At 43.0% G+C, this 13477-nt stretch carries 10 protein-coding genes, 2 tRNA genes and 2 rRNA genes; 11 read left to right on the top strand and 3 right to left on the bottom strand.

What is annotated here, in order from left to right; all coding sequences use genetic code 11:
- The 4 genes from ABR397_RS10385 to ABR397_RS10370 all read left to right on the top strand — a co-directional run.
- Positions 1-106: ribosomal RNA gene (locus ABR397_RS10385) — 23S ribosomal RNA — on the top strand; the annotation flags it as partial.
- Between the two features lie 118 nt (positions 107-224).
- Positions 225-340: ribosomal RNA gene (rrf, locus tag ABR397_RS10380) — 5S ribosomal RNA — on the top strand.
- A gap of 198 nt (positions 341-538) precedes the next feature.
- A tRNA-Asp gene (locus ABR397_RS10375) sits at positions 539-615 on the top strand.
- Between the two features lie 8 nt (positions 616-623).
- Positions 624-699 (top strand) — tRNA-Trp (locus ABR397_RS10370).
- 1005 nt (positions 700-1704) lie between these two features.
- On the opposite strand, the gene hdfR is transcribed toward ABR397_RS10370, so the two are convergent.
- The gene (gene hdfR, locus ABR397_RS10365) at positions 1705-2541 is read right to left on the bottom strand and encodes an HTH-type transcriptional regulator HdfR (protein ID WP_350305686.1); all 837 of its coding nucleotides are present in this window, start codon (positions 2539-2541) and stop codon (positions 1705-1707) included.
- Between the two features lie 125 nt (positions 2542-2666).
- Between hdfR and ABR397_RS10360 the strand changes: the two genes are divergently transcribed.
- On the top strand, positions 2667-3005 hold the full coding sequence (locus tag ABR397_RS10360; RefSeq protein ID WP_350305685.1) for a DUF413 domain-containing protein: 339 nt from the start codon (positions 2667-2669) through the stop codon (positions 3003-3005).
- 47 nt (positions 3006-3052) lie between these two features.
- Here ABR397_RS10360 and ABR397_RS10355 read toward each other — a convergent pair whose 3' ends face one another.
- Positions 3053-4576, bottom strand: a complete 1524-nt coding sequence (locus ABR397_RS10355) for a YifB family Mg chelatase-like AAA ATPase (RefSeq protein ID WP_350305684.1) — start codon at positions 4574-4576, stop codon at positions 3053-3055.
- 629 nt (positions 4577-5205) lie between these two features.
- On the opposite strand from ABR397_RS10355, the gene ilvL reads away from it, so the two are divergent.
- The 6 genes from ilvL to ilvA all read left to right on the top strand — a co-directional run bounded on the left by ilvL (position 5206) and on the right by ilvA (position 11789).
- Positions 5206-5304: an ilv operon leader peptide gene (gene ilvL / locus ABR397_RS10350; protein ID WP_036844375.1), complete on the top strand. Its 99-nt coding sequence runs from the start codon at positions 5206-5208 to the stop codon at positions 5302-5304.
- Between the two features lie 139 nt (positions 5305-5443).
- The gene (gene ilvG, locus ABR397_RS10345) at positions 5444-7090 is read left to right on the top strand and encodes an acetolactate synthase 2 catalytic subunit (protein ID WP_350305683.1); all 1647 of its coding nucleotides are present in this window, start codon (positions 5444-5446) and stop codon (positions 7088-7090) included.
- Positions 7087-7344, top strand: coding sequence for an acetolactate synthase 2 small subunit (ilvM, locus tag ABR397_RS10340; protein ID WP_350305682.1), 258 nt, complete (start codon positions 7087-7089; stop codon positions 7342-7344). Before ilvG ends, ilvM begins: the two co-directional genes overlap by 4 nt.
- A gap of 23 nt (positions 7345-7367) precedes the next feature.
- Positions 7368-8294, top strand: a complete 927-nt coding sequence (locus ABR397_RS10335) for a branched-chain amino acid transaminase (RefSeq protein WP_350305681.1) — start codon at positions 7368-7370, stop codon at positions 8292-8294.
- A 68-nt stretch (positions 8295-8362) separates the two neighbouring features.
- Positions 8363-10213 (top strand): dihydroxy-acid dehydratase, encoded by a 1851-nt coding sequence (gene ilvD / locus ABR397_RS10330; protein ID WP_350305680.1) that lies wholly within the window; start codon positions 8363-8365, stop codon positions 10211-10213.
- Between the two features lie 4 nt (positions 10214-10217).
- On the top strand, positions 10218-11789 hold the full coding sequence (gene ilvA, locus ABR397_RS10325) for a threonine ammonia-lyase, biosynthetic (protein ID WP_350305679.1): 1572 nt from the start codon (positions 10218-10220) through the stop codon (positions 11787-11789).
- A 170-nt stretch (positions 11790-11959) separates the two neighbouring features.
- Here the strand turns inward: ilvA and ABR397_RS10320 are convergent, their stop codons facing one another.
- Entirely contained in the window at positions 11960-13477 is a 1518-nt protein-coding gene (locus ABR397_RS10320; protein WP_350305689.1) for a DHA2 family efflux MFS transporter permease subunit, read from the bottom strand.

Here is a 13477-nt window from a genome sequence, read left to right as displayed (position 1 = left end):
AAGGTCACGGAAGGAACGTTTAAGACGAAGACGTGGATAGGCTGGGTGTGTAAGTGCAGCGATGCATTGAGCTGACCAGTACTAATGAACCGAGCGGCTTAACCTTACAACGCCGAAGGTGTTTTGGTGCGAGAGAAGAGAGAGAATTTTTAGCTTGTTGAACAGATTGATCTGGATGGTTGTGTGTGGAGCAGGCACATAACGGTCGGGATGAAATGAATTTGCCTGGCGGCGATAGCGCGGTGGTCCCACCTGACCCCATGCCGAACTCAGCAGTGAAACGCCGTAGCGCCGATGGTAGTGTGGGGTCTCCCCATGTGAGAGTAGGGAACTGCCAGGCTTTAATTTAGCTTTGTGTGATGAAGAATGACACAGGGTGTTGTGGGTAGAAAGCCGGATAAAATCGCTGAGAGTGATTTTGAACGTTGCAGAAAGCGGCGGTCCGAAGGGCGAATGGCAGAAGGGCTTTTCGTAAACTACCCCGATAGGTATTGAAATTTTATGTTGTGGTAACAACATAAAGAACAAGAAATTCGGTGGTGCGGTAGTTCAGTTGGTTAGAATACCGGCCTGTCACGCCGGGGGTCGCGGGTTCGAGCCCCGTCCGCACCGCCACCTTATTTAGGGGCGTAGTTCAATTGGTAGAGCACCGGTCTCCAAAACCGGGTGTTGGGAGTTCGAGTCTCTCCGCCCCTGCCAGTTATAAACTAAGTAATAATTAAGGTAGTTCGCAATATTGATAACCCAGCTATTTAGCTGGGTTTTTTCTTAATTGTCTTTGAGATTTAGTGTTCAAGCATCTTTTTCATGAATTAATTCAGCGGCATGTAGATTCAGGCTCTTTTTGGGGTTAGAAGGTGTCGGTGATCAATGCGTCTACTGCCTCTAATAGGAAACTGATCAGTTTAAGTATTCTATGTGAGAAATATTTCTTAACGTAATAAATATCGTTTCAGTTAGATAATATTTTTTTAGTATTATCCACTCCTATAGTAATAAAACCTTTCATTTATCCGTTTATGGATATTTATTATCAGTGTGAGTTCTTACATATTTCATCTGTAAATAAGTCTTACATGGTGATAAATAGAGGGATAGCTAACTATAAAAAACTGTGAAAGATATAGTATTTCGAGATCTTGTTTATAAGAGAGATGCTAGGCGGTTGATGCATCTGAATCTATTCTCAACTTATTACTGATGCTATTAATATACAAATTGCTGACAAAAATTATCGACTTTGCTGTAAAATTTTTTTGAATTAATTATGTTTAAAGTATTTGCATCAATTAAGCTTTAGTGAACACTCTAATCGTGACAGTTCTCTTATTAAATGAAGTTTGGTTTAAAGTTTAAAATAAAATTTACTTACGTCGGATGGTAAGGTAAGAGTATTGAGTATCCAGACGATGAGGGCAGGTTCGTTTAGTCAGTTATTTAAAATCATCTTACCCTTTTTCACTGTGGCTCTGGGTTTTCTGATTCAAGTCATAGCCTTAAATCATGACGTAGTGCGTAGTAAGTAAAGATTATTTGGCAAACAAGGGGGATATGTGGAAGGATGGCGAAAGTAACCCCGCCTCCTGCGCGATCTAGAATTTCGCTCCTTCTTGCTATTTTCGTTTCTGTTTCCGTGTAACACTCCTATCTGGAAATCTTTCAGAACATAGATCTACTAATTGAATGAGTTGCATAAAATGCTTCTTAATCTCTTGTAGAAGTATTGATAACAGGTATTTTTAATAGCTGCTGAATCAATGCTTGTTGATCGTTGTTCTGTAACCATATAGCGTATAATGGGCGTTCGATTAGTTCAGTGTTTGGGTAAGAGACAAGTTCTGAATATTCGTTTTGCCAGTGTATTGGTAGGAAGGCGGCTCCTTTGACACTATTGAGCAGTTGGCGAGTTATATGTGCTGAAGTGGTCGTGATTATGGGCAATTGTTCACTTTTTAAAATCTGTTGTTCTTGGTGATGGAAATCAGCTCCCCATTCTAATTTGATGTAGTTTTCAACTTGGTATTTCAGATTTTCTTCTGTCGTTAATAATTTCAGGCAAATATTTCCTAATAATAAGCTTTGGAATTCATCCATTTTAGGTGGTTCAGTCGTTATTAGTAGATCTAACTCACGCGAATGAAGTTGTTTAACAAGGGATTGCCGCGTAGAAACCCGGGATTCTAATCTTAGTTCCAGATGTCTTTTATAGAAATCCTGTAGCCAAGGAGTTAAATATGCTTCCCATAATGATGCGGTGGCACCAATTGTCAATTCAGTATGTTGAGATGCATGTGTTATTTCTTTTTTAGCCAACTGCCAGGTATTCATCAGTGATTCTGCATACGGCACAAGGCGTTCGCCAGCGGCTGTAAGACGGATGTTATTGCGATGACGCGTGAAAAGATTAGCACCTAATTGGTTTTCTAATTGGCGTATGCGAAAGCTGACTGCTGACTGTGTCAGGTATAGTGATTCGGCTGCCCGGCCAAAGTGACGAGTTTTACTGACCTCCAGAAAGGTTTTCAGTAATTCGGTGTCCACATGTTTCTCCAATAATTTTTATCGTTAAGATTTAAATGTTTTGTTTTACAGAACGCCAGGCCTATCTAATACTCCGCGCCATAATTAGCATGATAGTAACAGTAATAGAATTAGGAGTGTGTCAGATGGCCGAAAGCTTCATCACGACTAATCGTTTTTTTGATAACAAACATTATCCTCGCGGGTTTTCCCGCCATGGCGATTTCACCATTAAAGAGGCGCAATTGCTAGAGCGTCATGGTCATGCGTTCAATGAGTTAGATCTCGGTAAACGTCAGCCTCAAACAGAAATAGAAAAACTGTTTGTTGCTGTTTGCCGAGGTGAACGTCAGCCTGTGACGATGGAAGAAAAAGTATGGACCAAATATTTGGCAAGGATTAGTCGCCCAAAACGTTTTCATACCCTGTCAGGTGGTAAGCCTCAGGTTGATTCTTCTGATGACTATACCGATACTGATGATTAATATCATCATAAGTTATGATTACAGGGGCTTTGCCCCTTTTTTTGTTTTTAACCTGATTGTTTTTGTAACTGTATTAATAGCCTGTCCATACTACGGTAGCTTAAGGCTTCCATAATATGTGGTTTTTCTATCTCTTTTTTTCCTTCTAAGTCGGCAAGTGTCCGGGATGTCCTCAGAATTCGATGCCATGCCCGGATGGAAAGACCTAACTTTGTTAGTGTTTCTTCTAGAAACACGGCATCGTTAAGTTTGAGCTTACAAAATGCTTCGGTCTCTTTACTGTTCAGATGAGCATTAATTTTTCCACAGCGTTTCAATTGTATTTCTCGTGCTGTCAATACTCTTAATTTTACATCTTTGCTGCTTTCGCTTGATCTAACTGGGCTACTCAATGTTCCAATGGGTAACAGAGGAACTTCAATTGAGAGATCAAAGCGATCTAAAAAAGGCCCGGAAAGTTTTGCCAGGTATCGAAGTATTTGCTGAGGATTACTTCGATTGTGAATTCCTTGATGGTGGCCTGTAGGGCTGGGATTCATTGCTGCTATTAATTGGACCTGAGCAGGAAAACAAACTTTTGCTCTGGCCCTGGATATGATTATTTCCCCTGACTCCAGTGGTTCTCTAAGGGCATCAAGGACTCTGCGTTCAAATTCAGGAAGTTCATCTAGAAATAGCACACCGTTGTGAGCAAGTGATATTTCACCGGGTTTAGGAAGTCCACCACCGCCAACCAGCGCTGCCATTGAAGAACTGTGATGAGGCGCTCTGAATGGGCGTGTATGCCATTGTTCTGGTGGAAGGTAGGTATCTATCAGGCTATTGATAGCGGCAACCTCAAGGGCTTCTTTGTTTGTTAATGGCGGTAATAAACTGCATAGGCGGCTTGCCAGCATCGTTTTTCCTGTCCCAGGTGGGCCAAGTAGTAAAAGATTATGTCCGCCTGCTGCTGCAATTTCCAGTGTGCGTTTTGCTTGTTCCTGACCAATAATATCCTGAAGATCCGGTTGTGATTGTTCTGTTGAAAATTCATGCTGGATTGTCGTTGTCAGCAGTTGTCTTTCTCCTTGAAGAAAGTGGCAGATATGAAGGAGGTGTTTTGCCATTAATGTTGCATCTTGAGATAAGATTGCCAGCTCTGTTCCGTTTTCTGTCGATAGAATAAGTTGCCTGCCTGCGTTTCCCGCGCTTAGTGCAGCTGGAATTGCGCCATTAACTCTCCGTAAGCTCCCGGATAGCGCGAGTTCACCAAGAAATTCATAACGGTTCAGTTTATCGGCAGGTATTTGTTCTGAAGCTGCCAGAATAGCGATAGCAATCGGCAAATCATAACGGCCGCCTTCTTTGGGAAGGTCTGCTGGTGCAAGATTGACGGTGATTCTTTTAGGCGGATAGGTAAACCCGCTGTTGATCAACGCGCTTCTGACACGATCTCTTGCTTCTTTTACGGCTGTTTCAGGCAAACCAACCAGAGTTAATCCAGGTAAGCCATTACTAATATGCGCTTCAACAGTAACAATGGGGGCATGAATACCTATAATCGCTCTGGTATAAATAACAGAGAGGGTCATCTTATTCTCCTTAGGTAAGAAAACGCATATGATGGGCTGAAATGAGATAATAAATAGTGTCTTATTATTTTTTTGCGAGGCGGTTCTAAGAAATATTTTACGAGGTGACTAAAAGAATTTTTTCTTAAATTTTCATTAGATGGTTTTTATTTTTGTTAATTGATGTTTATTTATTTTATATTCGTAAGTTTAATCATGAAATTTATTTTTCATATTATTTTTATGATGGTTTTTATTTATTTTTAATTAATATTTTATATTTAATTATCGTAAGTTTATATATTTTCACAGTGGATTAAATTAGTGTTTTATATATTTTTGCGTTATTTATTAACTGAGGTTTTTGTCACCTAGGTGATTAATAATCAGATCTTTATTTGGTTTTAGCTGAATGATTTGTTTTATTTGTTATTTATTAATGCGATATATTGTTTTTATATAATAATCTGGATTTTATCACCTAAATTTAATTGATTTATGGAAAAATAATCCAGGCGTTAATTATCTGGTTGAAAATAAACAATATTTTTTCATGGCGAGGAATAAAACAAAATAAAAGTTGTCAAGCTATGAAGAACGTGATAACTCTTAAATATAGATTAAACGAACGAGTTAAAACGACCAAGATTATGAACATATTCGTCCAAGTGATTAGCCTAGTTATCGTCAGCGTGGTGGTGATTATTATCCCACCGTGCGGGGCTGCACTTGGACGAAGAAAGGCTTAGACGAACAGCCAGATCTCTCGAAGACCCCCGCACCGAAAGGCGCGGGGGTTTTTTTTCGGCAAGCAAAAATCAGTCAGAGACAAAAACATACAACAGAACAAAATTTTGTCTCACAGGGTAAACACAGGGGATATGAAAAATGAACGGGGCGCAGTGGGTTGTAAAAGCATTACGAACGCAGGGTATTGATCAGGTTTTCGGCTACCCTGGTGGCGCAATCATGCCGGTTTACGATGCTTTGTACGATGGTGGCGTGGAGCACTTACTTTGTCGGCATGAACAGGGCGCTGTTATGGCTGCAATTGGTTATGCGAGAGCCAGTGGTAAGCCGGGAGTCTGTATTGCTACATCTGGGCCGGGGGCAACAAACTTGATCACTGGGTTGGCTGATGCGTTGTTAGATTCTATTCCTGTTGTCGCTATCACTGGTCAGGTTAGTTCTGAATTGATTGGAACTGATGCCTTTCAGGAAGTCGATGTTTTAGGTCTCTCCCTTGCTTGTACTAAACACAGCTTCTTAGTGGACTCCCTGGAAAATTTACCTCAAATTATGGCTGAAGCCTTTTCTATTGCAACCGGTGGTCGACCTGGCCCGGTTTTGATTGATATTCCTAAAGATATTCAGCTGAAAGAGGGAAATTTAACCCCACATCTGGTTCCTGTTGAGCAAGAGATACCCTGCATTGGAAATGAATTAAAACAAGCCTGGAAGATGATTGCTGCTGCGGAAAAGCCAGTGCTGTATGTTGGTGGCGGAGTCGGTATGTCTCAGTCAGTTTCTGTTTTGCGTAATTTTGTTGCGGAAACAGGTATGCCGGTTGTTTCCACGTTGAAAGGTTTGGGTGCTGCTGATATTGAACATCCATGTTATCTGGGAATGCTTGGGATGCATGGTACGAAAGCTGCAAATTTTGCTGTTCAGTCATGTGATTTGCTAATTGCCGTGGGTGCCCGTTTTGATGATCGTGTGACTGGCAAACTTAATACCTTTGCGCCGAATGCAAAAGTTATTCATCTGGATATCGATCCGGCAGAGCTGGGGAAATTACGTCAGGCTCATGTGTCATTGCCGGGGGATTTAAAAGCGTTGTTGCCTCGTTTACAGCAACCATTATCAATTATGTCCTGGCAGCAGGAAGTTAGGCGCCTGAAAGTTGAATATCCTTGGTGCTACGACCATCAGGGTGAGGTTATCTATGCACCTTTGTTATTGAAGCAGGTTTCAGATCGTAAAACATTAAACACGGTTGTTACCACCGATGTTGGACAGCATCAGATGTGGACAGCTCAACATATGGCTTTTGATGGGCCTGAAAATTTTATTACATCCAGTGGGCTGGGAGCGATGGGATTTGGTATCCCTGCTGCAATTGGCGCTCAAATTGCCCGACCAGAGGATATGGTGATCTGTGTATCCGGTGATGGTTCTTTCATGATGAATGTTCAGGAATTGGGGACAATTAAACGCAAACAGTTACCAGTAAAAATTTTACTGTTGGATAACCAGCGGCTGGGAATGGTGCGGCAATGGCAGGAACTGTTTTTTGATAAACGATATAGCGAAACAACATTAACGGATAACCCTGATTTTGTCGCATTAGCGAAAGCTTTTGATATTCCAGGGCAACATATCACTGATAAATCACAGATTGATGAGGCTTTGGATGCGTTATTCAACAGTAAGGGACCGTATTTATTACAGGTATCCATTGAGGAATTAGAAAACGTTTGGCCGTTGGTCCCTCCCGGTGCAAGCAATGAAACTATGTTGGAGAAATCATTATGATGCAGTATCAACTTGCAATCCAGGCTCGTTCCTGCCCTGAAATATTAGAACGTATCTTACGAGTAACGCGTCATCGTGGATTTCAGATATGTTCAATGAATATGGATCAAACAATGGATGGCTATAATGTTAATATCGAATTAATTGTTGCCAGCCAAAGATCTGTTAATTTGTTGTCTTCACAATTGACTAAATTAGTGGATGTCGCTGGTGTCAAGATTTTGCAACCGAAATCACAATTAATACGTGCATAACGTAGAAATAAAGGAATAAGAGAATGACGAAGCAATCCGATTACATTTGGTTCAATGGCGAGATGGTTCCTTGGGCAGATGCTAAAGTTCACGTAATGTCACATGCTTTACATTACGGTACGTCGGTTTTTGAGGGAGTTCGCTGCTATGACTCTTATAAAGGGCCAGTCGTTTTCCGCCATCGTGAGCATATGCAGCGTTTACATGATTCTGCAAAGATTTACCGTATGCCAGTGAGTCAGAGTGTTGATGAATTGATGGAAGCGTGCAGGGCAACTCTTCGTAAAAATAATTTAGTCAGTGCTTATATACGTCCACTGGTCTTTATTGGGGATGTTGGAATGGGGGTTAATCCACCCGCCGGTTATAAAACTGATGTCATTATTGCTGCTTTCCCATGGGGAGCTTATTTGGGAGAAGATGCACTGGATCAAGGAATTGATGCTATGGTTTCTTCATGGAACCGTGCGGCGCCAAATACAATACCAACGGCGGCCAAAGCGGGTGGTAACTACCTGTCTTCTCTTTTAGTTGGTAGTGAGGCCCGTCGTCATGGATATCAGGAAGGTATTGCTCTGGATGTTTATGGTTATATCTCTGAAGGAGCGGGTGAAAATCTGTTTGAAGTAAAAGATGGTGTATTGTTCACTCCACCCTTTACCTCAGCGTCATTACCAGGAATTACCCGTGATGCCATTATCAAACTAGCGAAAGATTTGGGGCTGGAAGTTCGTGAGCAGGTATTGTCGCGCGAATCTCTGTATCTGGCAGATGAAGTTTTTATGTCTGGTACAGCGGCTGAAATCACACCCGTTCGCAGTGTTGATGATATTCAGGTTGGTATTGGTAAATGTGGACCAATTACCAAGAAGATTCAGCAAGCATTCTTTGGCTTGTTTGATGGCGCAACAGAAGATAAATGGGGCTGGTTAGATCCAGTAACTCCTTAATAAAACTATAAATAATTTAACGGGCGGTTCGTTCCCCGCCTGTTTTGATAACACGGGAGTGAAGAATAATGCCTAAGTACCGTTCTGCCACCACGACTCATGGCCGCAATATGGCTGGGGCCCGCGCTTTATGGCGTGCGACAGGGATGACCGATGCAGATTTCGGTAAACCAATTATTGCGGTAGTTAACTCATTTACTCAATTTGTTCCTGGGCATGTTCATTTACGGGACTTAGGTAAATTGGTTGCCGAGCAGATTGAAGCATCAGGTGGTGTTGCAAAAGAGTTCAATACAATAGCGGTGGATGATGGTATCGCAATGGGGCATGGTGGTATGCTCTATTCTCTGCCATCACGCGAATTGATCGCTGATTCTGTCGAATATATGGTGAATGCTCACTGTGCTGATGCCATGGTGTGTATTTCTAACTGTGACAAAATCACACCAGGTATGTTGATGGCAGCCCTACGCTTGAATATCCCTGCGATTTTTGTTTCCGGTGGCCCCATGGAAGCCGGTAAAACAAAATTGTCGGATCAGATTATCAAATTGGATTTAATCGATGCCATGATTCAAGGCGCAAACCCTAATGTCAGTGACGAGGATAGTCATCAGATTGAGCGTTCAGCTTGTCCAACCTGTGGTTCCTGTTCTGGGATGTTTACTGCTAACTCTATGAATTGTTTGACAGAAGCTCTGGGTCTGTCTCAGCCGGGGAACGGTTCGTTACTGGCGACTCATGCGAATCGTAAGGTGCTATTTCTGAACGCGGGCAAACGTATTGTTGAGCTGACTAAGCGCTACTATGAACAAGATGATGACAGCGCTCTGCCGCGTAATATCGCAACGAAAGCTGCATTTGAAAATGCGATGATGCTGGATATTGCCATGGGCGGTTCAACAAATACTGTACTTCACTTACTGGCTGCGGCACAGGAAGGGGAGGTTGATTTCACTATGGCGGATATTGACCGTCTGTCTCGTCAGATTCCTCATTTGTGTAAAGTTGCCCCAAGCACACAAAAATACCATATGGAAGATGTCCATCGTGCTGGTGGTGTGATTGGTATTTTAGGTGAGCTGGATAGAGCCGGTCTGTTGAATCGTCAGGTTAAAAATGTTTTGGGGTTGGATTTGCTGCAAACGCTTGAGCAGTATGATGTGATGCTGACGGCAGATGAATTGGTAAAGAAAATGTATTCAGCAGGCCCAGCGGGTATCCGTACTACTCAGGCATTTTCACAGAATTGTCATTGGCCTTCTTTGGATATTGACCGTGTAGAAGGTTGTATCCGTGACCTCAAACATGCATACAGTCAGGATGGTGGCCTTGCAGTTTTGTTTGGCAATTTGGCTATAGATGGCTGTATTGTAAAAACCGCAGGTGTTGATGAGAACAGTTTAACATTTCGTGGGCCAGCTAAAGTTTATGAAAGTCAGGAAGATGCGGTTGATGCGATCCTGGCTGGTAGAGTCGTTGCTGGTGATGTGGTCGTCATTCGTTACGAAGGACCAAAAGGTGGGCCGGGAATGCAGGAGATGTTGTATCCGACGACGTATCTGAAATCTATGGGATTGGGTAAAAGCTGTGCATTGATTACAGATGGCCGTTTCTCCGGTGGTACCTCTGGTTTATCGATAGGACATGTTTCGCCAGAAGCCGCTAATGGTGGTTTGATCGGTTTGGTTCAAGATGGCGATATCATTGATATTGATATTCCACTGCGGAAAATCCAACTTGATGTAGATGAAAAGACACTTGCTGCCCGTAAAACAGAGGAACTTACTCGCGGAGATAATGCGTGGACGCCGAAATCCCGTGAACGCCAGGTATCTTTTGCCCTGAGAGCTTATGCTTCATTGGCGACCAGTGCGGATAAAGGGGCTGTCCGCGATAAATCTAAGCTAGGGGGATAATTGCATGGTTGCATTCCGTCCCTTAACTTCCGCACCAAATGGTGCAGAGTACCTGAAAGCGGCGTTAAGCGCGCCTGTCTATGAAGTTGCTCAGGTGACGCCTTTACAGGAAATGAAGAAAATTTCTACCCGTTTGGGAAATACTATTTTGGTAAAACGGGAAGACCGGCAGCCCGTTCACAGTTTCAAGCTCCGTGGCGCTTACACTATGATTGCGGGTTTGACTGAGGAACAAAAAAGCCGGGGGGTGATTACGGCATCAGCTGGTAACCATGCTCAGGGGGTTGCGCTTTCCGCCAATCGCCTGGGAATTAACTCTCTGATTGTTATGCCGGTTGCCACTGCGGATATCAAGGTTGATGCAGTCCGTAGTTTCGGTGGAGAAGCTCTGCTATATGGCGCTAATTTTGATGAAGCCAAAGCCAAAGCAATAGAAATGGCACAGCAGGAAGGCTATACCTTTGTTCCACCGTTTGATCATCCCGATGTCATCGCGGGTCAGGCGACACTGGCGATGGAACTTCTGCAACAAGATGTGCATCTGGATCGAATCTTTGTGCCTGTTGGCGGCGGCGGTTTGGTTGCTGGAGTTGCGGTATTGATTAAGCAACTGATGCCAGAAATTAAAATTATTGGGGTGGAAGCGGAAGATTCAGCTTGCCTGAAAGCAGCGATGGAGGCCGGGCATCCGGTAGATTTACCAAGAGTTGGCCTGTTTGCTGAAGGTGTTGCTGTTAAACGTATCGGTAATGAAACTTTTCGTTTATGTCAGCAATATGTGGATGATGTTATCACGGTGGATAGTGATGCCATTTGCGCTGCGGTAAAAGATCTGTTTGAAGATGTGCGTGCGATTGCTGAACCATCCGGAGCATTGGCATTGGCTGGATTGAAAAAGTATGTTCAGCAGCATCAGATCAAAGGTGAGCGGTTGGCACACATTCTTTCTGGTGCTAACGTAAATTTCCATGGGTTACGTTATGTCTCTGAACGTTGTGAATTGGGCGAGCAACGGGAAGCACTGTTGGCCGTGACTATTCCTGAACAAAGGGGTAGTTTTCTGCGTTTTTGTCAGAAATTGGGCGATCGGGCGGTAACAGAGTTTAATTACCGCTATACGGATGCAGATCCTGAACAAGCTTGTCTTTTCGTTGGTGTCCGATTGAGTCGTGGTGAGGTGGAGAGACAGGAAATCATCGAGGAATTGTGTACCGCAGGATATCAGGTTGCAGATCTTTCAGATGATGAAATGGCGAAATTACATGTCCGCTATATGATTGGCGGTCGTCCATCTAAGCCATTGAGTGAGCGTTTGTATAGTTTTGAATTCCCTGAATCGCCGGGGGCCTTGCTGAAGTTCCTGCAAACATTGGGAACTTACTGGAATATTACATTATTTCATTATCGCAATCATGGTACAGATTATGGTCGGGTGTTAGCGGCATTTGAATTGTCAGGAACAGAAGTGCGTTTTAAGCGTCACCTTGATGCGTTGGGCTATGGATATCATGATGAAACGGATACTCCGGCGTTTAAGTTCTTTTTAATGTGTCAGTCATCTGAAACAGCTGGATGATGATAAGCATTTTGACGATGAAAAAACATGTTTCGTAGAACAACAAAATAGCGCCTTGGAAGGTGCTATTTTGACAAGGTTTCACTGGAAATAGCCTTGGATTCTGTGACTATGGTTATTAGTGCTGATGAGGTAGTCATCCAGTTTATTTTATTTTATTTATCATAAAGTTATTTCTTTGCTCCAACCGTGGGTTTTGCCAGCCAGATAAAGAACAGCAAAATCAGAAAAATAAACCCAAATAGCCAATAAATCTCGTTGGCTGCGATAATTAATCCTTGATTAGTGACTTCACGTGCCAGAGAGCTACTGACTTGAGCTTGTGACATCCCTAATTGTTCCATTTTCTGATAGGCTTGTTGGGCAATAGGGTTATGGGGGGTTATCGATTCAGTTAACTGGACGTGGTGGACAGCTTCACGGCGGGACCACATGGTCGTCGTAATTGAAGTACCCACGGATGTTGCCAGAGTGCGTAAGAAATTGAACAGGCTACCTGCGGAGGCGATTTTATCCGGTTCAACGTCGGATAATATAATGGCTGCTAGCGGCATAATTAAACAGGCAATAGCAAAGCCTTGGATAAATTGTGGCCAAGCCGCGGTGGCAAAGTCCATTGACAGCTCGAAGGTATGAGCCCGCCAAAAAAAGCACAGGGCAAAAACGATAAAGCTGAACATAACCAAATAACGCATATCGATTTTTGAACTGAAACGGCCAATGAGCGGAGCAAGTATTATGGGAACTATCCCTAATGGGGCCATAACTAACCCTGCCCAGGTGGCAGTATAACCAAAGACCATTTGTAATAACTGAGGTTGCAGAACCAGTGTGCCGATGTGGAGTAAAAAGGCCAAACTGATACATAAAGTACCAATAGTAAAATTACGTGATTTAAAGAGCGATAAATCAATGATCGGATCATCGTCGGTCAGTTCCCAAATGATCAGGAAAGTTACGGCAATAACCGCGATAATCGCTAATGCAATAATCTCTGTTGAGTTGAACCAGTCAAGTTCCTTTCCTCTATCAAGCAGTAACTGAAAACAACCGACGCCGGTAACTAATAAAATAATCCCTACAGTATCAATTGGCCTGACCTTTGTTTCAGTTTCCCGATCTTTTAACAGTATCCAAGTGATAGCGATGACGGCAAAGCCTACTGGGACGTTGATTAGAAATATCCATCCCCAATGATAGCTGTCACTGATCCAACCGCCGAGTATTGGACCACAAACCGGGGCGACAACGATAGTCATTGACCATAACGCCAGTGCCATATTGCGTTTTAACGGAGGATAGTTGTTTAGTAATAAACTTTGCGAAAGAGGCATGATTGGCCCGGCTGAGATGCCTTGCAGAATGCGGGAGATGATTAGCATTTCCAGGCTATTGGAGATGCCGCACAGCCAAGAGGTTATGACAAACAATAGCATTGATATTAAGAAGACCCGGACTTCCCCAAACCGTTTAGCTAACCAGCCCGTTAATGGAATAGAAATCGCGTTAGCAACAGCAAATGAAGTAATTACCCAGGTGCCTTGTGATACTGAGGAACCCAAGTCTCCGGCAATTGTTGATATTGCAACGTTAGCAATGGTCAGATCCAATATTTGTAAAAAAGCGGCTAATGCTAAAGCCAGGGTTAGCCAGCCAAGTTTGGCTCCTGATAATGGCTCTTTTAGCAT

It is taken from the genome of Photorhabdus viridis (genome assembly GCF_040256935.1).
GTDB lineage: Bacteria > Pseudomonadota > Gammaproteobacteria > Enterobacterales > Enterobacteriaceae > Photorhabdus > Photorhabdus viridis.
The sequence above is the reverse complement of the archived record's forward strand: the minus strand, read 5'-3'. Positions and strand labels throughout refer to the sequence as shown.

What these genes read in the sequence shown, in the direction of transcription:
- ABR397_RS10335 (WP_350305681.1), top strand. Translation starts at nt 7,368, where the DNA reads ATGACGAAGCAATCCGATTACATTTGGTTCAATGGCGAGATGGTTCCT.
- ilvD (WP_350305680.1), top strand. Translation starts at nt 8,363, where the DNA reads ATGCCTAAGTACCGTTCTGCCACCACGACTCATGGCCGCAATATGGCT.
- ABR397_RS10320 (WP_350305689.1), bottom strand. Translation starts at nt 13,477, where the DNA reads ATGCTAAAAGAGCCATTATCAGGAGCCAAACTTGGCTGGCTAACCCTG.
- ilvG (WP_350305683.1), top strand. Translation starts at nt 5,444, where the DNA reads ATGAACGGGGCGCAGTGGGTTGTAAAAGCATTACGAACGCAGGGTATT.
- ilvA (WP_350305679.1), top strand. Translation starts at nt 10,218, where the DNA reads ATGGTTGCATTCCGTCCCTTAACTTCCGCACCAAATGGTGCAGAGTAC.
- ABR397_RS10355 (WP_350305684.1), bottom strand. Translation starts at nt 4,576, where the DNA reads ATGACCCTCTCTGTTATTTATACCAGAGCGATTATAGGTATTCATGCC.
- ilvL (WP_036844375.1), top strand. Translation starts at nt 5,206, where the DNA reads ATGAACATATTCGTCCAAGTGATTAGCCTAGTTATCGTCAGCGTGGTG.
- ilvM (WP_350305682.1), top strand. Translation starts at nt 7,087, where the DNA reads ATGATGCAGTATCAACTTGCAATCCAGGCTCGTTCCTGCCCTGAAATA.
- ABR397_RS10360 (WP_350305685.1), top strand. Translation starts at nt 2,667, where the DNA reads ATGGCCGAAAGCTTCATCACGACTAATCGTTTTTTTGATAACAAACAT.